The 21,373-nt window shown below is 63.6% G+C and carries 17 protein-coding genes and 1 pseudogene; 7 read left to right on the plus strand and 11 right to left on the minus strand.

The genetic code is table 11. From position 1 onward, the window contains the following. Nucleotides 1-6 precede the first annotated feature (6 nt). The 4 genes from ASG57_RS02250 to ASG57_RS02265 form a co-directional block, all read right to left on the minus strand. Nucleotides 7-738 carry an ABC transporter ATP-binding protein gene (locus ASG57_RS02250; protein WP_024341799.1) on the minus strand — a complete coding sequence of 244 codons (732 nt, stop codon included), beginning with the start codon at nucleotides 736-738 and terminating at the stop codon, nucleotides 7-9. Then, on the minus strand, nucleotides 731-2,401 hold the full coding sequence (locus ASG57_RS02255) for a branched-chain amino acid ABC transporter ATP-binding protein/permease (RefSeq protein WP_024341800.1): 1,671 nt from the start codon (nucleotides 2,399-2,401) through the stop codon (nucleotides 731-733). Before ASG57_RS02255 ends, ASG57_RS02250 begins: the two co-directional genes overlap by 8 nt. Next, nucleotides 2,398-3,273 (minus strand): branched-chain amino acid ABC transporter permease, encoded by an 876-nt coding sequence (locus ASG57_RS02260; protein WP_024341801.1) that lies wholly within the window; start codon nucleotides 3,271-3,273, stop codon nucleotides 2,398-2,400. The genes ASG57_RS02255 and ASG57_RS02260 overlap by 4 nt, the downstream gene beginning before the upstream one ends. Nucleotides 3,274-3,336: 63 nt before the next feature. Next, entirely contained in the window at nucleotides 3,337-4,551 is a 1,215-nt protein-coding gene (locus ASG57_RS02265; protein ID WP_024341802.1) for an amino acid ABC transporter substrate-binding protein, read from the minus strand. 169 nt (nucleotides 4,552-4,720) lie between these two features. Between ASG57_RS02265 and ASG57_RS02270 the strand changes: the two genes are divergently transcribed. Beyond that, on the plus strand, nucleotides 4,721-5,668 hold the full coding sequence (locus ASG57_RS02270; RefSeq protein WP_230646520.1) for a helix-turn-helix domain-containing protein: 948 nt from the start codon (nucleotides 4,721-4,723) through the stop codon (nucleotides 5,666-5,668). Here the strand turns inward: ASG57_RS02270 and ASG57_RS02275 are convergent. The 7 genes from ASG57_RS02275 to ASG57_RS02305 are packed head-to-tail and all read right to left on the minus strand — an operon-like array spanning nucleotide 5,646 to nucleotide 14,595. Next, the gene (locus ASG57_RS02275; protein WP_024341804.1) at nucleotides 5,646-6,650 is read right to left on the minus strand and encodes an FAD:protein FMN transferase; all 1,005 of its coding nucleotides are present in this window, start codon (nucleotides 6,648-6,650) and stop codon (nucleotides 5,646-5,648) included. The genes ASG57_RS02270 and ASG57_RS02275 overlap by 23 nt on opposite strands. Further along, nucleotides 6,647-7,216 (minus strand): nitrous oxide reductase accessory protein NosL, encoded by a 570-nt coding sequence (locus tag ASG57_RS02280; RefSeq protein WP_024341805.1) that lies wholly within the window; start codon nucleotides 7,214-7,216, stop codon nucleotides 6,647-6,649. Before ASG57_RS02280 ends, ASG57_RS02275 begins: the two co-directional genes overlap by 4 nt. After that, nucleotides 7,213-8,040, minus strand: a complete 828-nt coding sequence (locus ASG57_RS02285; protein WP_024341806.1) for an ABC transporter permease subunit — start codon at nucleotides 8,038-8,040, stop codon at nucleotides 7,213-7,215. Before ASG57_RS02285 ends, ASG57_RS02280 begins: the two co-directional genes overlap by 4 nt. Next, a complete protein-coding gene (locus tag ASG57_RS02290) occupies nucleotides 8,037-8,957 on the minus strand; it encodes an ABC transporter ATP-binding protein (protein WP_024341807.1) in 921 nt (306 codons plus the stop codon). The genes ASG57_RS02285 and ASG57_RS02290 overlap by 4 nt, the downstream gene beginning before the upstream one ends. Then, the gene (locus ASG57_RS02295) at nucleotides 8,954-10,312 is read right to left on the minus strand and encodes a nitrous oxide reductase family maturation protein NosD (RefSeq protein WP_024341808.1); all 1,359 of its coding nucleotides are present in this window, start codon (nucleotides 10,310-10,312) and stop codon (nucleotides 8,954-8,956) included. The genes ASG57_RS02290 and ASG57_RS02295 overlap by 4 nt, the downstream gene beginning before the upstream one ends. A 13-nt stretch (nucleotides 10,313-10,325) precedes the next feature. Then, nucleotides 10,326-12,275, minus strand: a complete 1,950-nt coding sequence (gene nosZ, locus ASG57_RS02300; protein ID WP_024341809.1) for a TAT-dependent nitrous-oxide reductase — start codon at nucleotides 12,273-12,275, stop codon at nucleotides 10,326-10,328. Nucleotides 12,276-12,297: 22 nt separating this feature from the next. Next, nucleotides 12,298-14,595 carry a NosR/NirI family protein gene (locus tag ASG57_RS02305; protein ID WP_024341810.1) on the minus strand — a complete coding sequence of 766 codons (2,298 nt, stop codon included), beginning with the start codon at nucleotides 14,593-14,595 and terminating at the stop codon, nucleotides 12,298-12,300. Between the two features lie 178 nt (nucleotides 14,596-14,773). Here ASG57_RS02305 and ASG57_RS02310 point away from each other — a divergent pair, with 178 nt between their 5' ends. The 6 genes and pseudogenes from ASG57_RS02310 to ASG57_RS02330 all read left to right on the plus strand — a co-directional run bounded on the left by ASG57_RS02310 (nucleotide 14,774) and on the right by ASG57_RS02330 (nucleotide 21,373). Next, nucleotides 14,774-15,649 (plus strand): ferritin-like domain-containing protein, encoded by an 876-nt coding sequence (locus ASG57_RS02310; protein WP_024341811.1) that lies wholly within the window; start codon nucleotides 14,774-14,776, stop codon nucleotides 15,647-15,649. A gap of 473 nt (nucleotides 15,650-16,122) precedes the next feature. Then, nucleotides 16,123-17,010 carry a formate/nitrite transporter family protein gene (locus ASG57_RS02315; RefSeq protein WP_024341812.1) on the plus strand — a complete coding sequence of 296 codons (888 nt, stop codon included), beginning with the start codon at nucleotides 16,123-16,125 and terminating at the stop codon, nucleotides 17,008-17,010. Further along, the gene (locus tag ASG57_RS02320; protein ID WP_024341813.1) at nucleotides 17,007-18,200 is read left to right on the plus strand and encodes a methionine adenosyltransferase; all 1,194 of its coding nucleotides are present in this window, start codon (nucleotides 17,007-17,009) and stop codon (nucleotides 18,198-18,200) included. The genes ASG57_RS02315 and ASG57_RS02320 overlap by 4 nt, the downstream gene beginning before the upstream one ends. 468 nt (nucleotides 18,201-18,668) lie before the next feature. After that, nucleotides 18,669-18,863: pseudogene (locus ASG57_RS38995) on the plus strand (calcium-binding protein); the annotation flags it as partial. A 36-nt stretch (nucleotides 18,864-18,899) separates the two neighbouring features. Then, on the plus strand, nucleotides 18,900-19,934 hold the full coding sequence (locus ASG57_RS02325; protein ID WP_230646525.1) for a calcium-binding protein: 1,035 nt from the start codon (nucleotides 18,900-18,902) through the stop codon (nucleotides 19,932-19,934). 419 nt (nucleotides 19,935-20,353) lie between these two features. Then, complete coding sequence (locus ASG57_RS02330; protein WP_057195581.1) at nucleotides 20,354-21,373, plus strand: TRAP transporter substrate-binding protein; 1,020 nt, start codon at nucleotides 20,354-20,356, stop codon at nucleotides 21,371-21,373.

Genomic DNA, 21,373 nt, shown 5'->3' on the forward strand with positions numbered 1-21,373 from the left:
GGAGGATTACGTTGGTGTTGACGCGCCGCGCGCCTTGCCGAGATAGGCGCGCTGGATCTCGGGATCGTTCTTCATCGCGCTGGCAAGCCCGGTGCCGGCGTTGCGGCCTGACTCGATCAGGTAGACGCGATCGGCAATATCGAGGCTTGCCCGGGCATTCTGCTCGACCAGGAGCACACTCAAGCCGCTGCCGCGGATCTGCGTCAATGCACGGAAGACCTCGCGGCTGAGGAGCGGCGATAGACCGAGCGAGGGCTCATCGAGCAAGAGCAGCAATGGATTCGACATCAGCGCCCGGCCGATTGCCACCATCTGCTGCTCGCCGCCGCTCATGGTGCGGACGGCCTGGGGCAGGCGCTCGGCGAGGCGCGGGAACAGCTGCAGGATCTTTGCGAGCCGGTCTGCCTCGCCAGCGCGGGCACGAGCGGGATAGGCGCCGAGCTGGAGATTCTCGGCAACGGTCAGATCGCCGAAGACGCCGCGGCCCTCCGGCACCAAAGCGATGCCGCGCTCCACGATCAGATGGGCAGGCAGTTCGGCGATGCTCTGTCCTTCGAATCTGATCCTTGCGCCCGCGGCAGGCCTGACCAGCCCGGCGATGCTCTTGAGCAGGGTGGACTTGCCGGCGCCGTTGGCACCAAGAATAGCGACGATCTCGCCTTGTTCGATGCCGAGCGCAACATCGGCCAGGGCCTGGTGCTTGCCATAGAAGTGGGAGAGGGCGGCGACCTCAAGCATCGTCGTCTCCGAGATAGGCGGCCACGACCTTTGGATCGGACAGCACCTCGTCCGGCCCGCCGCGTGCAATCACGCAGCCCGCGTTCATGACGATGCAATGGCCGCAGAGCGCGCGGATCGCGTCCATGACATGCTCGACCATGATGATGGTGAAGCCGCGGTCGCGCAGCTTGGCAATCAGGGCGATGCCTGTTTCGAGCTCGCTCGGATTGAGCCCGGCCAGCCATTCGTCGAGCAGCACGAGGCGCGGCTGCAGCGCCAGCGCGCGGGCAAGCTCCAGCCGCTTCTGGTCGATGTAAGTCAGGTCGCCTGCGGGGGCGGCGTGCACGGTGCCGAGCCCGACGAGGTCCAGCAGCTCGCTTGCCGTAGCGCTTGAACCGTTCGACGTGGAGAACAGCTGCGCCGCCGCGACGTTTTCGGCAACGGTCAGATCCGGCATCACACGCACCAGCTGGAACGTGCGGGCAAGGCCCAGGCGTGCGATCTGGTGCGCGCGCAGGCCGTTGAGGACGATGCCACCGAACCGGATCGTGCCCGACGAGGGCTTCAAGGCGCCGGAAAGCGTGTTGAGAAGCGTCGTCTTGCCGGAACCGTTCGGGCCGATGATGCCGACGATCTCGCCCGGTGCGACCTTGAAGCTGACATCATCGACGGCACGCAACCCGCTGAACGACTTGCTGACGCCTTCGACTGCGAGGAGCGGTGCATCGCTTGTACCCGCGCGCGCGGCCACGGGGCCGCCGGTCGGGACGCGCCAGCGGCCAGTCCCGAACAGGCCGATCACCCCATTCGGCAGCACCATGACGATGAGCACGAAGATGAGGCCGAGCACGATGCTGAAATGGTTGGGCAGCGTCGCGCTCAGCACCTCGAACAGCAGGACCAGCGGAATGACGCCGAGCACGGGCCCGAACAGCGAGCCGGCGCCGCCCAGCAGAGCCATGATCACGACCTGGAACGAGATCGTCGGATTGAATGCGATGGCTGGATCGATATAGGTCCAGCGCGGAGCCATCACCGCGCCGGTTACTGCCATGAAGGTTGCACTCAGGATGAAGACGCCGAGCTTGACCCGCGTGGCGTCGATGCCGGAATGGCTGGCCGCGGTCTCGTCGGCACCGATGGCGCGCAGCGCCAGCCCGTAGCGCGAGCGCCCGAGCAGCCAGCCCACCAGGAACACAATCGCGGTCAAGCCCAGGAGCTGCCAGTAGAGAATATCCTGCGTCACCGCACTGAAGAGATAGCGGCCGACCGATTTGTGGATGTTGACCTCGTACCAGATCACCAGCTGCCGGATCAGCTCGGCAAGCCCAAACGAGAAGATCACGAAATAGATGCCTGATAACCGCAGCGTTGAAAGGCCGGTGATTGCGGCGGTGAATGCGCCCACGCCCGCCGCGGCCAGCAGCACGACTGGCCAGGGCATGGTCTCCCCGAGCACTGCGGCGGTGTAGGCGCCGAGGCCGAAGAAGGCGACCGTCGCAAGCGAGATATAGCGGGTCGGACCTGAGAACATCGCCCAGGCGGTCGCCAGAATCGTGAAATAGAGGACGCTGATGCCGAGCGCGAGATAGTAACCATTGGCATAGAGCGGGTAGGTGACGGTGGCCGCGGCGAGGGCAAGCCCGGCGCACCACAACAATGCGCGCTTGGGCCCGGTCATGACGCAGCTCTCCCGAACAGGCCGGTCGGTCTGATCAGGAGCACGCCGAGAAACAGCGCGTAGGTGGCAGCCAGCGTCAGGCCCGGATCGACCAGCCGCGCCACCGCGGTTTCGACCACGCCGAGCAGCAGTCCCGCGACCAGCGCGCCCATCACGTTGCCGACCCCGCCCATGATGACGACGACCAGCGCCTTCATGGTGAATATCACGCCCATCGCGGCATTGAAGGTGAGGAACATGCTGACCAACACGCCGCCGACCGCGACCAGGCCACCGCCAAAGGCGAACGCGAGCCCCGACAAGGCGGCCACGTCGATCCCGACGAGGCGCGCGGCGTTGGCATCGACAGCGATGGCGCGTACGGCCGTGCCGATCCGCGTGCGGGTGAGGGCGAGATACACGGCGCCGCCGACCAGGGCCGCGAACAGCAGTGCGACCAGGCGATTGACCGCGAGCGTCGAGCCCATGATCGTCAGCGGAATGGAGAGATAGCTATAGCTGTAATACTGGCCGCCGAAGGCGACCAGCATGGCGCCCTGGATCACGAACAATACGCCGAAGGTGACGAGGATGCTGTCGATCTCCTGCGCGCCTCTGTCCTTGCTCCGCCGCATCAGGCGCTCGAGCAGGAAGCGATAGAGCAGCCAGTTCACCACCATCGCGACAGGGACAGCCAGGAGCAGCGCAGCCAGCGGGCTCAGCCCGAGGCCACTGTAGAGCGAGAACGCGCCGAACGCGGCCGCAACGAGCGACTCCCCATAAGAGAGGTTCATGATCCGCGCCACGCCATATTGCAGCGTCAGCCCAAGCGCGATCAGCGCGTACATGCCGCCAAGCACCAGGCCCGGCAGGACGATGTCGACAAGCAGCATGAACGGGGTTCCTAGTGGATGGGGGCAGGCCTCGCAGCGCAAGGCCTGCCCGCCAGCCTTGCCTTACTGCCACTGCGCCTTCGGCACGACCGGCGTACGCGCGCCTGAAAGCGAAGCGGGTGCGAGGGCGTAGAATTCGCCGTTCTGCCACTGGCCGACGCTCCAGACCTCCTGGAGCAGACCGTCCTTCAGCTTGACCTTGCCGATGATGGTGTCGAACGTGCCCGAGCGGATTTCCGCTGCGACTGCGGCGCGATCGAGCTTACCTACCTTTTCGATCGCCTGCTGGAGCACCTGGAGGCTCGCATAGGTGATCGAGCTTGCCCAGCGATCGGGCTCCTTGCCCGTCGCGGCCTTGTGGCGCGCGAGATAGTCCTTCAGCCGCGGCGAGTCCGCGTTCCAGCCACCGATCCCCATAACGCCCTCGCTGTTGGCGGCAAACTTGCCCTTGTAGAGCGGGAATGCGGTGCCGACGCCGACGTAGAAGATTTTGGGGTTGAACTTCAGGAGCTGCGCCTGCTCGGTCAGCGCGATCGTGTCCGGCGGATAGCTGAAGGCGACGAACGCGTCCGGGTTGGACGCGATGGCGTCCTTCACCAGCGGCTGGAGATCCTGCGTTCCCATCGGATAGGTCTTGTCGTAGGCCAGCGTGAAGCCGTGCTTCTTGAACGCTTCGCGCCCCGCAGCGGACAATTCGATGCCGAACTGATCGGCGATGCTGACCATCGCGATGTTCGCCCCGATCTTGCCTTCGCTCCTGAGCTTCCCGAGCAGATCGGCCAACGCCTGGGAGATCTGCGCCGACGTTCCGAGCCAGAACGTCGCGTTGGACCAGCGCTTGGCAAGTTCTGGCGCCTTGTCGGTCACCGAGGTCACCGCGAGGTGAGGGTAGCCGAGACGGTTCAGCGTCGGGCCGACCGCGAGGTTGAGGCCGGTGCCCCAGGGCGAAAGAATGAAATCGACCTTGTCCTGATTGGCGAGGCGCTCGATCGCCTTGACGGCTTCCTCAGAACTGCTGCGGTCGTCGTATTCGACCACTTCGATCGGCAGCTTCTTGTCGCCGAGCTTGATGCCGCCGGCGGCATTCACATCCTTCACCCACAGCTCGTAATTCGGCAGCGTGGTGATGCCGGCGCCGCCGGCATAGGGCCCCGTTTTGGAAATGGCATAGCCGATCCGGATCTTCTCCTGCGCCTCGGCCGTGGATGCCAAGGCTCCCAGCACTGCCGCAACCAGGCCAGTTGCGCGCAGCAACGTTCGACGGTTCGCCGAAAACATGTCGATCCTCCCTCGTGTTTCACGCAAGCGATTGTTCGCAAGCGGTATGAGTGGTCGTTCCTCTTGGCCTGATTTCTTCGGCGCAGCTTCGTTTAGCCGGCCGCGACCAGGACTTGACCTAACAAGCACCGCGCGGTTTGTTCGCACAATGGACAGATCCGGTGAAAGATTGGACGCTTCTGGTCGCGACGGGCAGGTGCGTCGAGGCGTCGCGGGGACCGTTTCGGCGGCCGCGAGCGGCGCTGCGCCTGTCGGCGCGGAGCTGATCCGTTCGCATTACGTTGCGCGCCGCTGGATGCTGTCGTCGAAGGCCGCCAGGCCGTTCATCCATCTGCTTTGCCTGCATGAAGGCGCCAGCATCGACGTCGGCGAGCCCGGCAGGACGATGGCCTTCACCGGGCCTGCCATCGTCTGGCTCCCGGCGGGTTCAGCCGAATACCTGGAGGTGTCAGCCGGGGCGACGGCCGAGTTGCTGCAACTACGCGCTGGCATTTGGCACCGCTATCTGCCGCCCTCGGCCGAGCCTGCCTATCTCGCGCTCGAAGCCGCCGGCGGCATCATGGCGCTGCCGGTCGAACCCGACCTCGTGACCACGATGTCGCGATCAATCGCGGCAATCGCCGCGGAAATCGCATCGCCCGCACGCAGCGCTGCGGCATCGATCATGTCGGCCGAGCTGACGCTGTGCGTGCTGCGCCTCTGGCGGCTGTTCGCCGACAGCGACCGGAACGAGGAGGGCAGTAGCGCCGAGATACTGAGCCGCTTCCGCCGGCTGCTCGAGGAGCGCTATCAGCAGCATCTGCGCGTCAGCGATTACGCCAAGCTTCTCGGCATGACCCCGGACCGTCTGCACGCCCTCTGTAGCCGCGAACTGAAGCGTTCGCCGAGCGAGCTGATCCAGCAGCGCGTCGTCAAGGAGGCCGCGACACGGCTCGAGGCCGGCACCGTTGCCGTCAAGCAGATCGCGTTCGCGCTCGGCTTCAAGGACACCGCCTATTTCAGCCGCTTCTTCCGCAAGCACACCGGTGAGGCACCGGGCGTCTGGCGACGGCGCGTTGCCGCCCGCTCGCGAGCCGGACAGTCGAGGCCGACCCTCAACTTTGCCGACTGGCCGTGAGCGTGGTGTGGCCTGCATCGTTGATGAGATCGACGCGGTCGATGCCGGCACGCGGCAACAAGGATCGAATCTCCTCTTCCTGCATCAGGCTGAACGCCGTCGACAATGCGTCCGCCGCAGTCGCGCTGCGGGACACAGCGGTCACGCTGCGATAGCCCGTTGCGCAGCTTCCTGTTCGGGGATCGAACAGATGGTTGAACTGCGCCTTGGCGCCGAACTGTAGGCCGTAGGCGCCGGACGTCGACACTGCGCGGTCGACGATCGGGAGCACCGCTTCGGCGTGGCCGACATGATCAGGGTCGGCGATGCCGACTTCCCAAGGCTGGCCGTCCGGACGGGCGCCGATCGCGCGGGCCTCGCCCATGTCGACCAGGCTGTGAGAGATACCGTGCGCCCGCAGCAGATCGACCACCTTGTCCGTGACATAGCCTTGCGCGATCCCGTTCAGGGTGACGGCCATGCCGCGGGGCATCGTGATCCGGTCGCGGCTGATCGACAGCCGGCTGCTGCCGATGCGCGCGAGCGCTGCCTGGATCTCCTTTGCGGCAGGTCCCGCCGGATCCGCCTCATCTCGTGAGAAGTGGCCGGCATAGAGATCCCACAGCGGCTGCACGGTGACATCGAACAGACCGCCTGTCAGCGTGGAGTAATGCTGCGACGCCGACAGCAGATCGACCATTTCGGCGGCCGGATCGATCAGGATGCCCTTCCGGTTCAACTCGACCAGGGCGGAATCGTCCAAGTAGAGGCTGAACAGCCGTTCGAGCCGACGCGCCTCGGCGCAGGCCAGCGTTATCAGCCGCTCGGCCCGGCGGCGGTCTTCGTCGTGGATCTCCATTGTCGCGACGGCGCCCAGCATCGTGCCGCGCCAGGTGACTGGCGCGATGTCCGCCCGGAGCCGTCCGCTGATGGACAGCGGGCCGAGGCCCGCCGCCGCCGCGCTGATCCGGATGAACCGTCGGCGCGTCAGCGCTTGCGTCATGGCGTCCTCCTCGATCCGTCGCCGGGCGGCCCTTCGGCTTCGCCGGGCCCAGCGCCGCCGCCGGCATTCGCCGAGGCCAGGACATAGTCGCGGGGCACCTCGTCGAAGCCGACGATCCTGCCGCCGTTCTCGCCGGCGAATTTCTCCGCGGCCGCCCGGTCCGAGAACGGAACGGCCTCGTCCCCTCCCATGCCGCTCTTGACTCGACTCTCGATCACGAACAGCGCCTTGCGGGCCTCCACCCAGTTGTCGGAGCCGGGCGCATCCCAGTTCGCCGCCTTGCCCATGTCGGACACGTAGATCGCCTGAATGTCCTTGGGCTCGTCCGGCAGCATGGTGAAGGCGAGGGTGTCACGCGCCGACGAGAACCATACCGGCTGAATGAGGCTCGCAGCGAAGATATGGCCCTTCGGTCCGGGGTGTTCGAGCACGTTCATGCCGCAGTAATGCCCGATGTCCTCTGCCGTCATCCGATGCGGCGGCGGGATCTTCGCGGTCTGCTTCTCGTTGCAGGCCGCAAGCGCGAATGGCAGCAGCAAGGCCCAAGCGATGGCCACGCGCCTCATAGCTCCCTCCTCGAAAAGGCGAGCGCAGCAAGCCCCAGCGGCAGCAGCGTCCAGCAGAGCAGGGCGGCGAGAAGGACCGGTATCGTCAGGGACGTGCTTTGAGCAAGGCCGGCCATGCCGGCGAAGGTGCTGACATTGGCGAATCCGGTCAGGTTGATCAGCCGGTAGGCGTCGGTCGGGTTCGACAGGAGCAGGGCGTTGAGCACGGTCGCTGAGATGCTGCGCCCCTGGTCGAGCGCAAGCACGCCCAGCAACGCCATGTCGTAGATCAGCACCAGCAGCAGCCACAGCCCGATGCAGATGCCGGCCGCAGTTCCGCGGTCGCGTACCAGCGCGCTGACCAGATAACCGATGGCGACGAACGCAGCGCCGAGCAGCACCGAGGAGCCCACCATCGCAGCGAATGCCAGGAGACTATCGCTGTCGATGTCGCTGCCCGTCGCCGCCAGCGCTCCGGCGGCGGCGCCGTAACCGAGGCACGTCGCAAAGCCGAGAACGGCGAGGTGGCCCAGGAATTTGCCAAGCAGCACCTGCCATCGCGCGACCGGATAGCTCAGCAGCAACAGCATCGTCCCTCGTTCCATTTCGCCGACGACGGCATCATGGGAGATCAGAAGCGCTATCAACGGAACGAGAAAGATCGTCAGGCTCGACAGGCTGACGATGACCACGTCGAGCGCGCGAACGCCCACGTTCCCCGTCGGCGCGCTGCCGAGAAAGGTCAGCGACAGGGCAAGGCCGGCGAGCAGGAGCGTTGCTGCCAGCACCCAGCGATTGCGGATGGCTTGGTGGATTTCCTTGGCGGCGATGATCAGGACGTTCATGGCGCCTGCTCCGATTGCCGAAGAAAGTGAGCATAAAGCTCGTCGAGGGTCGGCGGGACCACGTCGACGTCCTCGACGGAGTTTCCGGCGGCCGTCGCGCGATGCAGAAGCTCGATCTTCCGCTCCGGCGCAGCGTCGATCTCGACGATGTGGCCGTTCAAGCGACGGCAGGTCGCGTCCTTGGGCGCCCAACCCGGCAGCTCGCTCGGAGCGAGGCCCGCCACCCTCAGGCGAATCCTGGTGGGCAGCCGGGCGAGGCGACGCAGTTCGTCGATCGATCCGTCCGCAACCTTGATGCCGCGGTTCATGATGATGACCCGGCCGGCGCGCTCCTCGAGCTCGGTGAGCGCATGCGACGACAGGAGTACGGTCGCGCCGCCAGCTGCAAGCCGCGCGATGATGTCGTAGAACGTCTGCCGCAGCTCCGGATCGAGACCGGTGGTCGGCTCGTCCAGCAACAGCACGCGCGGATGCCCCAGCAGCGCCTGCGCGAGGCCGAGCCGCTGGCGCATGCCCTTCGAGTAGGTGTTCACCCTGCGGCGGCTGGCTGCGCCGAGGCCCACGGCATCGAGCAGCTCCAGGGCTTTGGCAACCGGCTCCCGCTTCAGCCTGGCGTAGAACGCCTGCGTCTCGCGGCCGGTCAGGGCAGGGTCGAAGGAGACGTTTTCCGGCAGATAGCCGAGTTGCCGTCGGCCCGCGAATTCACCGGCGGCGGGATTGTCTCCGAGCACCTCGATGGAGCCGCTTGTCGGCCGGATCAGCCCGAGCATGAGCTTCATGAGCGTGGTCTTGCCGGCGCCGTTGTGACCGATCAAGGCGACGAGCTCGCCTTGTCCAAGCGTGAACGAGGCATCGCGCACGGCCGTGAGCCGGCCGTACGTCTTGGTGACCTCGCTGACGCGTACCGTACCGGTCATCGCGTTTCCTTCGGTGTGCGGCTGTTCGGCGGCGATACCAGCGGATGGCTGTCGACGACGCCACCCGGCAGCAGCGCCGGGAACTGCGCCTGCGCCCAGCGGATCACCTGGACGGCGGGGCTGTTGATGAGAACCTTGGCAGCGGGTGCGGTCCACAGCACGCGGTCGATCATATCGTTCGGCCGGTACGCGGTGTCCGCGATTCCGTCGCCGTTCAGGTCGAATGCCGGGTTGTCGCTCCAATAATTGCCGCGCCCGCCGATCGACCAGTCGAGATGCCGGGTGCCGACATATTTCACCTGGTTGGCGTTGCTGACGAAGGAATTGCCGGTGATTTCGTTGCCTTCGGAGCCGGCCGTGAAGTGCACGCCGATGGAGCAACGCTCGAACCAGTTGTTGCGGAACTTGTTGTGATTGGTGTTGTAGATGAAAACGCATTTCTCCGGGCCGGTCCTGAGAGAGCTCTCCCGTTTCGGCTGCGGAAGCATGCCTCGCTCATCGTCCGGAGCATCCTCAGTCTTCTGCATGACCGGATTCAGCGGGCCGCCGGTGACACGATTGTTCTCGATCCGCGCATAGTTCGCGTAATTCAAAAGTAGTCCATAGTCGCGATCGCGATCGGAGGAATTGCCGCGGATCACCAGGCGGTTCGAATACATGATGGCGTAACCGACATGGTTGCCGATCGACACGTTGCCGCTGACTTCGCTGTCGTTGGTGTACATGTAGTGGACCGCGAAGCGAACCTGCTCGAAGCGGTTGTCGATGAAGCGGTCCTTGCTGCTGGAGATCGAGAAGATGCCGTCGCGGCCGTAGCGGAACGTGTTGTTCGCGATGGTGACGTCGGGTGCATTCCACAGCGAGACCCCGTTGCCCGCCTCGCTGAGGCGCCCGCCGCGCAGTCCCTCGATCTCGTTGCGGACGACTCGGGAGCCCCTGGCACCGTGCACGTAGACGCCGAACAGGTTTCCGACCAGCCGGTTGTCCTCGATCTTCGCACGCTCGGCCGTCTTCTGCAGGAAGATCCCGGAATCCATCGCCTGCAGGTCGCGACCCGACCCGCGAATGGTTACGCCGCGGACGACGACGTCGGGCGCGCTGACGGTGATCACGTTGCCGGAGCCATCGCCGTCCAGCACCACGCCCTCGGTCCCAACGAGCTCCAGGGGACGGTCGATCCGGATCGAGCCGTGATAGTCCCCCGGGGCAAGCTTGACGACGTCGCCCGCGCGCGCGCGATCCAGCACCGCTTGCAGCGGCTGGCCGGGCGCAGCCGTCAAGGTCTCCGCTTCAGCGAAGCTGGACAATCCGGCGGCGACCAGCACCGCCGGAAACATGCGTGACAGGAGACGCACCAGTTCGCTCCGGTCAGACCGACTTCGGTTCGACGAACATGCGGCCCTTCATCTCCATGTGCATGGCGTGGCAGAACCACGAGCAGTAGTACCAGTAGACGCCTGGCTTATCGGCCGTGAAGGTCACCGACGAGGTGGCCATCGGTCCGATCTCCATGTTGATGCCGTAGTTGACGATGCAGAAGCCGTGCGTCAGGTCTTCGACCGCATCGATGTTGGTGATGAAGACGGTGACCTCGTCGCCTTGCCTGACCTGGAACTGATCGAGGCCATAGGCCGGCGCGGTCGACGTCATGTAGACACGCACCTTGTTGCCGTCGCGAATGACCTTCGAATCCGCCTCGAGGTTGATGCCGTCGGCCTTGGCCTGCTTCACCGCATCCGCGAACATCGGATCCGCACGATCCCAGATCGAGATCGGATTGATCTTGGAACGATGGACGATGGTCGCGTCATGCGGTTCGGCGAAGCTCGGGCCGTCATGCACCAGCTTCATCTGATCGCCTGAGATGTCGATCAGCTGATCGTTCTCCGGCTTGAGCGGCCCGACGTTCAGGAAGCGATCCTTTGAGAACTTGTTCAGCGAGATGAGCCATTTTCCATCCGCCTCCTTGGTCTGGCCCATCGAGGTATGGTTGTGGCCCGGCTGATAGTGCACGTCCAGCTTCTGGAGGATGGGATTGACCTTCTCCCCCTTGAAAGCCCGCTTGGCGAGGTCGATGTTCCATTTGCAGACCTGGCTGTCGAGGAACAGGGTCGTATAGGCGTTGCCCTTGCCGTCGTAGGCGGTGTGTAGCGGCCCGAGGCCAAGCTCGGGTTCCGCGACGACGACGTCACGTGGCTTGATCTTGTCGTCGAACAGCTGGTCGAACAGCCGCACGTCCATGACGGTCACGGTGGGCGAGAGCTTTCCGGCTGCGACGACATGGATGCCGTCCGGAGCCGTGTTCATGCCGTGCGGGTTGTTCGAGACCGGGACGTAGCGCGTGTAGGCCGATCCCTTGCGGCCATCGACGACGGGCACGCCGTTCATTTCCTTGAAGTCGCCCTTCTTCACGGCCTCCTCGATCCGCTTGATGTTGAAGATGACGACCCAGTCCTGTTCGGCGGCAGTCATCTCCGCCAGCGTGACGCCTTCTTCGGCGTTGTAGCAGGTCGCGAAGCAGTATTTGCCCTGGTAATCGGCATCGACGTTGTCGAGGTTGCCGCTGACGATCACCTGCCAGGCGACCTTCATCGTGTCGCCGTCGATCGCACTGAAGATGGAACGATACTGTTTGGGATCGTCGAGGATCTTGCCGTCGTTGGGCAGGGGCACCCCATCCTCGCCGTTGGCGAACACGTAGCCGGTGCGCGGATATTTCTGCACGCGCAGGCCGTGGACCGTATGCTGGTTCGGAAGCTCGATGATCTTGTCGCACTTCATGACGTCGAGCCGCACGCGCGCGACGCGACTATTGGCCTTGTCGTTCATGAAGGCATAACGCCCGTCATAGGTGCCGTCGGTAAAGGAGATGTGCGGGTGGTGGAGGTCGCCGTTCAGGTAGGTACCGCCGCGGTTCTTGAGGAATTCGCGCGTTGCCGGCTGCATCCCTTCTGTCAGAACCTTGATGCTTTCGTTGGTCTGCCCCCAGCCGGTCGCGCTGCAGCGATTGAAAACCGGAACGCGCATCAGTTCGCGCATCGAGGGCAGGCCGATGATCCGCATTTCGCCGGTCTGGCCGCTCGAGAAGAACACGTAGTATTCGTCGAGCTCACCGGGCGCCACTTCGGCCTTCTGCACCGCCGGTCGCGCCGCCGGCGCCTTTGGTGCCGCTGTCTTGGTCTGAGCGTCGGCGGACGAGACGAAGCCGCTGCCGGCGTTCATCGCCACTCCACCGGCCAGCCCCACGCCCGCTGCGGCCGCCGTCGTTCCCAGCACAGCTCGTCGGCTGACGCCTTTGGTCTTTTCGTTCTCGCTCATGATTGCCTCCTGGGCTTCCGGTTCAGTGTGGTGGTGGAGAGATGGCGGCTGAAGCGCCGACGGGCTTACCGCCGGCGGTGATGACGGTCGCCGGACCCTTGCCGCCTGAACGCATCGAAGGCGACGACATGGCCGCGAATTTCTCGCGCTTGAGCCGGACCTGGATCATGTGCGGACAGCGATGATCGTCGTAGTAGAGTTCCTGGCAGTGCATGCAGTAGATGCACTCATTGACGTTGATGTGCCCCTCGGGATGGATCGACTGCACCGGGCATTCCTTCGCACAGCGTTGACAGGGCGAACCGCATTCTTGCCAGCGGCGCAGCCACTCAAATGTCCGCATGCGACCGGGGATCGCGAGCGCGGCGCCAAGCGGACAAAGATAGCGGCAGAAAAAACGCTCGATGAAGAGGCCGATGACCAGCAGGGCGACTGCATAGGCGACGAACGGCCAGCTTCGTGAGAACTTCAGAATGATCGCGGTCTTGAACGGCTCGACCTCGGCAAATCGCTCGGCCATGTCGACGGAGTAGAGCGATAGCCCGAACAGTCCGAGAAAAATGATGTACTTGATCGGCCAAAGCCGCTCGTGCAGTCCCCACGGCACCGTTATTTGCGGCACCTTCAGCCATTTCGCGGCCGTGTTGGTGAGTTCCTGCAGTGCGCCAAAGGGACACAGCCAGCCGCAGAACGGGCCGCGTCCCCAGAACAGGAGCCCGCCGGCCGTCGCGGCCCATAGAATGAAGATCAGCGGAGCGGCGAGGAAGAATTCCCAGCGGAAGCCGGTCACCAGCGCGTTGGTGAAGGTGACGACGTTGACGACGGAGAGCTGCGCGTTCGCGTACCAGCCGAGCCAGACCAGAACGAAGGCGAGATAGCCTCGCCGAACCCAGTTGTACAACACAGGTCGGCGAACAAGCAGATTCTGGAAGAAGAAGATTCCGGTGAGGCCGGCCAGCATGAATGCGGTAATGGCGATCGACACCGTGCTCGATCGCCAGATCCGCATCCACAGCGGCTCGTCTGCCTCTGGCGGGGCGGCAGAGGCAGCAGCGGCAGGCTGCGAAGCAGGAGGCGGTGCATTCTCCGGCACCGTCACCGCACGCTGCTCGCGGCGGATATAGCGGTCGGGCAGGGCGTAGCTGAGATCGAAGGTCAGGAAGGCCTTGTCGCGACCGCCGAGGCTCCGTTGCACGAGCAATTGGAGCTGCCACGGCTCCGTCGGATCCAGGGTGAATTCGGGAGGGGTGACGAATAGGGCAACTTCCCTGAACTCGGGCGCGCCGGCGGCCTCCAACGCACCAAGCCGGGTATGATTGCGATCGCGGAAGCGGGTGCTGTTGCCTTCCTGCAGGATTTCGATGCGATCGAAGATGCCGCCGCGCACATAGGCGGAACCCTTGAAGGAGTAGAGGCCGTTGCCGGCGACGACGATGGCCTGCTGCCCAGGCTTCAAACGACCCTTGAGACGCTGATAGCCATCGTCGCCGAGCAGGCTGCGGCCGATCGTAGGCGCGCTCACGAGCGCCACATAGAGGTCGATGAAGGTCTCGCTGGCCTCGCCTGGTTCGGGATATTGGCTCGCTGCCGCACTACCAGATTTTGCAAACGCCTCGTTGACGTCACCGATGCCGAGATGAAGCCGGCGCACCGAGCCGTCGCCAACGAGGCTCTCCCAGTCACGCACTTCACTATGTTCGAGATCGAGAGTCTTGACGACAGGGGGCAGGGCTGCCGAAGCCGCAGCGCCGTCGCCGGCGCCGACGCGGCCGCTCCGGATCAGCTTGGAGGCGGCGCGGACGATACTGTCGTGCATCACCAGCACGGTGACGGTTGCGCCGCTCACGATGTCGACCTGAGGCGGCTTCTCGGCGCCACTTGCGACCGGCCTCATGTCCTTGCCGATCAGCGCGTTCACGGCAGCGACGATTCTGGCCTCAGGAATGCCGACCAGCACGATCGGCTCCTTGTGATCGACGAGCTTGATCCCTGTGATGACACCCTTCGGGTCGATCCCAGCCAGCAGGTGAATCGGTTTTCCGGAGTAGCCGACTGAGTTCGCGAAATCGGAGTTGAGGAAGACAAACCCTTGCAGTTGATCGCCGCGGTAGACGGGCACGATTGGCGGATCGCCCTGTGGCGGGCCGAAGCGATCCGCGCTGGCGAAGAACTCGCCAGGTGCGATCTTCGGCAGGTATGTCTGCAAGTCACCGGCCGCGCATGCGGGCGAAATATATGTCAGACACGCCAACAGCAAGCCCGCGAGCGCGAGCGCTGCACGCCTTGCCAAGGCGATATCGTCAACCGGGCGCTTCGACATGTCGATTCAAATGCCATCTGCGCGGCCAACCGGGCCGCGGATGCGTTGCGATTCTTGGTCGATGATTTGTCGCCGCTGACGTGTCACAATCATCGCGCGCGCCCGCATCTGTCAACCCCGACGAAAAGGATTCGTGTTTGGGGAACCGAAGCAAACGACTGCATTGGGAACCAAGACCATGCCATTTCTACGCACTTCATTACTGAGCGCTGAGCCTGCCGGTGTATTGAAGTCTCTCGACGAGCTCTTTGCGCTAGCGCACGCAATGGAGCAGGAAGCGGCCGACAAGTACGACGCTCTTGCCCAGGACATGCGCGCGCAGGGCAAGGATGATCTTGCCGACGTGTTCACCCGGCTTGCCTCGGCTGAGCGCGAGCACGTCGATAGCGTCGCACAATGGTCGCATTCGCGCCGGGGCAAGAGCCCGGATCCCGCGTTGGTACGCTGGGAACCGCCGGAAGCCCTTGATAAGGAAGCAGCCGCAGAGGTGAAAGCATCCCGCCTGATGACGCCGTACCGCGCGCTCGCCATGGCGGTCCGTAACGAGGAGCGCGCCTTTGCCTTCTGGTCTTATCTGGCAGCCTACTCGCATGATCCCGAGGTCAAGAAGGCGTCCGAGGCAATGGCCAGGGAGGAACTCGGTCATGTTGCCACGCTGCGACAGGAGAGGCGCCGCGCCTATCATCAACAACACGAACGGGAGAGCGCCGATGCATCCGCCGCGCCTCAGCTGCCCATCGATGCGCGCCGACTAGAGCTTCGTCTGGTGGAACAGCTTGGGGAGATTGAACAACGTCTGCGCGGCCCGGCCGCCGTCCGGGCACGAGATATCCGCCAGCAAGCAACCAGGTTGGCTGACGAGGCCGCCGGGTTCGGGAGCTTTCCGGCCGCCATGGAGCGAAAGGATTCGCTGGAGATCGCCGAAGCCTTGGCCGACGCCTACCTCGACGGCGCCGAGCGCGCGAGCGATGCGGCTCGCCTCGCGAGCCTGCAGCGGCTCGCAGAACAGGCCATCTCAAGACTGGCTTGGATGCGCTCGCTCATGGAAGATTAGCCTTGCCGTCGCAGCGCCGAGATCGCATCGCGGCTCAGAAGGGGGCGGCGGTTGCCAATGCTACTGGACGGTGTCGCAGACATCCGCTTTAGCACCGGCGAGTTTCGAGTTTCATTCGAGTCACCCGTGACTTCACCCCAGTGCGTCGATGCTCAGCGCCGCACCAGGAAGCTTGTGCTTCCAGCCGAGATCGCAGGAGCCGGGAGTTGCGGTCTGACATAGATCAAACCTTGCGCGGCTAGACTGGTCAGAATGGCACCGGGTCACGTGCTGAGTTCCGCCTCACGGCTCGGCGCATGAGCTTAGGGTGGCGACCTGCGAAATCTGGTTCGAGGTGCTCTAGACGGACACTTCAGGAAAACGCGGAGCGCCGACATTGGAGCCTCTGTCGTGTGTCAGGCAGCTCGCGGGGGGACAAAATGAGTGCCGTCGTAACAGACAGTCAAGCGCCTCATCCTGGGTCGGGGTTCTGAATGTTCGAAGCGACAGGCCACAATTCGATCGATGCGCTACTGCCGCGAGAGATGGCAGAACGCGCGGAGCAGATTGGTGTCGACAAGACGCATCTCGAAACCGGGAGCTTGATGGCGCTTGCGGTGCTCGCGGGTGCGTTCATCGGTTTTGGTTCAATGTTCTCCGTTGTGGTGACCGCCGGCGCCGAAGGTGTGTTGCCATACGGTGTCATACGCCTGCTGGGCGGCACCGTTTTTTCGTTAGGCCTCATCCTGGTGATCGTCGGCGGCGCCGAGCTCTTTACCGGCAACAATCTCATGATCATGGCTTGTGCGAGTGGCCGCGTCGCACCAGGTGCTCTCCTGCGGGCATGGACGCTGGTCTATATCGGAAACTTTGTCGGCGCTGCCGGTCTCGCGCTGCTCGTCTTTTTAGCCGCCGGTTACGACCACGGGAGTGGAGCGGTTGGGCTGACCGCGTTGGCGGCCGCCAATGCAAAGGCATCCTTGTCGGCGACCCAGGCAGTCATTCACGGCATTCTTGCCAACGTACTCGTCTGTCTTGCAACCTGGCTATGCTATGGCGCACGATCGACGACGGATAAGATCCTAGCCATAGTTTTCCCGATTGCGGCCTTTGCCGCGACCGGTTTCGAGCATTCGATCGCGAATATGTATCTGCTGACCGTTGCACTCCTGACCAAGTCAGGCGCAGACGGTACGTTTTGGGATCTGATCGGGAAGACGCCCTCCCATTTTCCGCATTTAACGGTGCGCGGCGCCGTGTTCAATCTCGCCTGGGTAACAGTCGGCAACATGGTTGGAGGTGTATTGGTTGGGATTACCTACTGGTTCATTTTTTTGCGAAGGTCACGAAGCAAGGCCGCTACTGGAGGGCCGGCTCCATGATCCCTATCGCAATCTCGCGTCTTGAAACAGACGACGAAATCGAGATCGTCGAGCGTAAGGGCATCGGTCACCCCGACACCATCTGTGACGCGCTGGCCGAGATGCTGTCTCGGAATCTCTGCCGCGAGTACCAGAAGCAATTCGGTCGGGTGCTCCATCACAACGTCGACAAGGCGTTATTGTGCGGAGGGCAGGCGGTGCCGGCCTTTGGAGGAGGAACTGTCACGGTCCCCATCCGAATCTTCCTGGCTGGGCGCGCCATCGCCGAATTTGGAAGCGTGACTGTCCCAATCGACACAATTGCCGTCGAAGGTTCGAAGTCCTGGCTAAAGGCCAATCTGCACGCGCTCGACGTTGATCGCCACGTCCGGATCGAGGCTCTCGTCCGTCCGGGTTCGCACGACCTGCGGTCAATATACTCCCGGCGGCGCATCGAAGACATTCCGCTTGCGAACGACACGTCGTTTGGTGTCGGTCATGCGCCGCTGAGCCCACTCGAGCGCCTGGTGCGCGCCATCGAGCAGCGGCTAAATGGCCGTGATCGCGGATCTGACCATCCCGCGTGGGGCGAGGACATCAAGATCATGGCGGTCCGCAACGGCAGCCACCTCGATCTAACCATCGCCTGTGCCATGATCGGAGGATTTCTTGCCGGCATCGACGACTATCTGGAGGAGAAGAGCGCACTGGCCGCTAGGGTCCGCGACTGCGCCAGTCAGTACGGCTTTCCGGAGTGCCACATCGCGATCAATGCCGCCGACGATCCGGCATCCGGGTCGGTCTATTTAACGGTCACGGGAACGTCCGCCGAAGCCGGCGATGACGGGCAGGTCGGCCGCGGCAATCGTGTCAACGGCCTGATCACGCCGTGCCGACCCATGAGCCTCGAGGCTGCAGCCGGCAAGAATCCGGTCAGCCATGTTGGTAAGATCTATAATGTTCTCGCGACGCAATTGGCTGAAACGTTGGTGTCGGCCATTGCGGACATTGACCACGCGCACTGCCTCCTCGTCAGCAAGATCGGCGCACCGATATCTGAACCGGCGCTGGTTCATCTCAGGCTTGCAACGCGGAACGGTGCGTCGCTCGCCCAGTTGAGAAACCCGGTCGAGGCCCTCGTGTCGGACGGTCTCAGCCGAACTCCCGAACTCGTCGCCCGACTGGCCGCTGGCACCGTGGACGTCTTCTGATGCACGCCTGCAGCCGCGCGGGAGAGTGGAGGGCAGACCGGGCGCCTGGGTGTGCGTTCAGTGTTCTACGCTGCGCCCTCGTGCTCGGTTACCGCGGCGCGATGGAACATCGTGCGCTGATTCATAAAGCCGATCCAACGCTTAATCCACGTTAAAGAGACTAATCTATTCTGCGCTAGCGCCGATCGAATGAGGAACATCGGTGGCGCGCTTCGGTTCTGACGGCTGGCGCGAACGCGTCCAGGCGGGTCGAGCACTCGCCGTGTGGCCTCCAACCGGAGCAATCACATGAGCAGGCGTTTCCAGGATCGGCATCATCATCACTCCGTCGACGAAACCATCGCCCAGACCTTCGACGACTATCTTCTCTTCATTGGTGACCGGCACTCTGACCGGTTCGCGGGCTCCGATGACCAGATGAGCATAGCGTTCGGCCGCGCCGGAAACGACCGCCTGTCCGGCGGAGCGATGGACGACGATCTCATCGGTGGAGTTGGCAACGAGCATCTCGTAGGGGCCGCGGGGAGCGATCATATCGTTGGCGGCGCCGGAAACGACCAACTGGACGGTGGCGATCAGGCAGACACGTTGATCGGGGGCGACGGCAACGATGTCCTGGACGAAGGTGCGGGTCATGGTGATCTCGAGGGCGGCCGCGGTAACGACGTTCTAACCGGCGGTCCGGGAGCGGACGCGTTCATGATCTCTCCCGATAGCGGCCACGATATCATAACCGACTTCCGCACCGGTCCGGGGATGTTCGACCATCTTGCGGTCATGGACATCGAACCGGAGCAGTTCCGCTTCAACGATACGCGGGACGGCGTCCGGATTAGTTGGCATACGAGCAAGGGCGACGGTTCGGTGCTGCTCGAGGGTGTATTCAAGGCGGACCTCGCACAGGATGACTTCATGTTCGCCGACGATCGGCACCTGATTGACCCGACGAGTTCTCATTCCGACCGCGTCGCCGCGGAACACTTCGTAAAGGACGAGGGTAACGAGGATGCGCCGCCGTCAGCGGGCGAGACGCCGGCGCAATTCCAGCGCTCTTTCGATGGCAATCTCGTCAAGTACGGCAGCGATGGACAGAACGACGTGTTCCATGCGACGTCCAAGAACGATCACTATTTCGGTTTGGGGGGCGATGACCATCTCTCCGGCGGGAGGGGCGACGACCATCTTGCGGGAGATGCCGGCAATGACGTCCTGGACGGCGGAAACGGACGGGACGACCTTCGCGGTGGCGACGGGGACGACAGCCTCTACGGCGGAGCTATGGCCGACAACCTCATGGGCGGCGCGGGCACCGATCATCTGAACGCCGGGGCCGGACACGACATGCTCGAAGGAGGACCGGGTGACGATATCTACAACGGCGGCGACGGCGCCGACGCTTTCATGGTTTCCCACGGCAGCGGTAACGACACTGTTGTCGCGGGTTTCGATCCAGGACCGGGCGCCTTCGATCACGTCGCCTTCATGGATATCATGCCCAACGAAGTGAGCGTCATTGATTCGCTATCTCCCCACGGCGATGGACACACGGGGGTCCTGGTGAGCTGGGGCGACGGATCAATCTTTCTGGAGGGCATCCAAAAGAGCCAGATGGCGCAGGATGACTTCATGTTCAACGCGGTAGAAGGGGGCGCGTTCGTTCCCGACCCGTCGATCAGCACCGAAGGAAGCCAGATGATCTTCCAGGGAACTCACGGCGATTGGCACCTGGCGTAGAGGCGGTTTCTTTGGGGACCCGCCGGTCGCCAACGGCCGCAGATAAAATGAAAGGCGAACGACATCGGCTCGGTCAACCGCGCCCAGCCTAAAAGTCGGATTCGCATAAGGTATATTATGGAATAAATTTATCTTCCACCGGATCAGACACTTAGATCGAAATGTTGCCGCGCTACCTTCGCTCGGCACCGTTTCGCCTCCACGCATCGACGATCGCGTCAGATCCTTGACGGCTACTGTGCATGGGGTTGTTTTTCAGGTTTGGAGATTGGACCGGTGCGCCGAAAGCCGATGTTGCCGTGACTTCGTCCGGCTGCAATAAGCGGGGCCCGCGAGATCGCTGATGACCTTCAGGCTGACCGTCCGTATAGGTTTGCATCTCACAACAACAACAACACACTTCCCAAGGAAGCAGACCCATGAGCTTTTCCCGACGCACGCTTCTCAAGGCCTCCGCCGCGACGGCGGTCCTGGGCGGCATCGGTGCACCGCATGTGGCCCGCGCGCAGAGCGCCGAGTTCACCTACAAATACGCCAACAACCTGCCTGACACCCATCCGCTTAACGTCCGCGCCAGGGAAATGGCGGCAGCGATCAAGAGCGAGACCAACGGCAAGTTCGACCTCCAGATCTTCCCGAACAACCAGCTTGGTTCCGACACCGACATGCTGAGCCAGATCCGCTCCGGCGGCGTCGAGTTCTTCACGCTGTCCGGCCTGATCCTGTCGACCCTGGTTCCGGCCGCGTCGATCAACGGCATCGGCTTCGCGTTCCCGGACTACGACACGGTCTGGAAGGCCATGGACGGCGATCTTGGTGCCCACGTGCGCGGCGAGATCAAGAAGGCCGGCCTCGAGGTCATGGACAAGATCTGGGACAACGGCTTCCGCCAGACCACGTCCTCGACCAAGCCGATCACCGGCCCTGATGACCTCAAGGGTTTCAAGATCCGCGTCCCGGTGTCGCCGCTGTGGACCTCGATGTTCAAGGCGTTCGACGCGGCGCCCGCCTCGATCAATTTCAGCGAGGTCTATTCCGCGCTCCAGACCAAGATCGTCGAGGGCCAGGAGAACCCGCTGGCGATCATCTCGACCGCCAAACTCTACGAGGTGCAGAAGTACTGTTCGCTGACCAACCACATGTGGGACGGCTTCTGGTTCCTGGCCAACCGCAGGGCCTGGGAAAAGCTGCCCCAGGATGTGCGCACGGTGGTCGCCAAGAACATCAATGCCGCTGCCGTCAAGGAGCGTGAGGACACCGCCAAGCTCAACGCCAGCCTCCAGCAGGAGCTCGCGGGCAAGGGCCTGACCTTCAACCAGCCCGCCGTCGCGCCATTCCGGGACAAGTTGCGCACTGCCGGCTTCTATGCCGAGTGGAAGGGGAAGTATGGCGAGCAGGCCTGGGGCCTCCTGGAAAAGGCCGTCGGCAAGCTGTCGTAA

The sequence above is a fragment of the Bradyrhizobium sp. Leaf396 genome (assembly GCF_001424605.1).
GTDB classification, from domain to species: domain Bacteria; phylum Pseudomonadota; class Alphaproteobacteria; order Rhizobiales; family Xanthobacteraceae; genus Bradyrhizobium; species Bradyrhizobium japonicum_C.

Excerpts from the sequence above, each read along its gene's own strand:
- ASG57_RS02250 (WP_024341799.1), bottom strand. The coding sequence starts at position 738 with ATGCTTGAGGTCGCCGCCCTCTCCCACTTCTATGGCAAGCACCAGGCC.
- ASG57_RS02255 (WP_024341800.1), bottom strand. The coding sequence starts at position 2,401 with ATGACCGGGCCCAAGCGCGCATTGTTGTGGTGCGCCGGGCTTGCCCTC.
- ASG57_RS02260 (WP_024341801.1), bottom strand. The coding sequence starts at position 3,273 with ATGCTGCTTGTCGACATCGTCCTGCCGGGCCTGGTGCTTGGCGGCATG.
- ASG57_RS02265 (WP_024341802.1), bottom strand. The coding sequence starts at position 4,551 with ATGTTTTCGGCGAACCGTCGAACGTTGCTGCGCGCAACTGGCCTGGTT.
- ASG57_RS02275 (WP_024341804.1), bottom strand. The coding sequence starts at position 6,650 with ATGACGCAAGCGCTGACGCGCCGACGGTTCATCCGGATCAGCGCGGCG.
- ASG57_RS02280 (WP_024341805.1), bottom strand. The coding sequence starts at position 7,216 with ATGAGGCGCGTGGCCATCGCTTGGGCCTTGCTGCTGCCATTCGCGCTT.
- ASG57_RS02285 (WP_024341806.1), bottom strand. The coding sequence starts at position 8,040 with ATGAACGTCCTGATCATCGCCGCCAAGGAAATCCACCAAGCCATCCGC.
- ASG57_RS02290 (WP_024341807.1), bottom strand. The coding sequence starts at position 8,957 with ATGACCGGTACGGTACGCGTCAGCGAGGTCACCAAGACGTACGGCCGG.
- nosZ (WP_024341809.1), bottom strand. The coding sequence starts at position 12,275 with ATGAGCGAGAACGAAAAGACCAAAGGCGTCAGCCGACGAGCTGTGCTG.
- ASG57_RS02305 (WP_024341810.1), bottom strand. The coding sequence starts at position 14,595 with ATGTCGAAGCGCCCGGTTGACGATATCGCCTTGGCAAGGCGTGCAGCG.
- ASG57_RS02310 (WP_024341811.1), top strand. The coding sequence starts at position 14,774 with ATGCCATTTCTACGCACTTCATTACTGAGCGCTGAGCCTGCCGGTGTA.
- ASG57_RS02315 (WP_024341812.1), top strand. The coding sequence starts at position 16,123 with ATGTTCGAAGCGACAGGCCACAATTCGATCGATGCGCTACTGCCGCGA.
- ASG57_RS02320 (WP_024341813.1), top strand. The coding sequence starts at position 17,007 with ATGATCCCTATCGCAATCTCGCGTCTTGAAACAGACGACGAAATCGAG.
- ASG57_RS02325 (WP_230646525.1), top strand. The coding sequence starts at position 18,900 with ATGATCTCTCCCGATAGCGGCCACGATATCATAACCGACTTCCGCACC.
- ASG57_RS02330 (WP_057195581.1), top strand. The coding sequence starts at position 20,354 with ATGAGCTTTTCCCGACGCACGCTTCTCAAGGCCTCCGCCGCGACGGCG.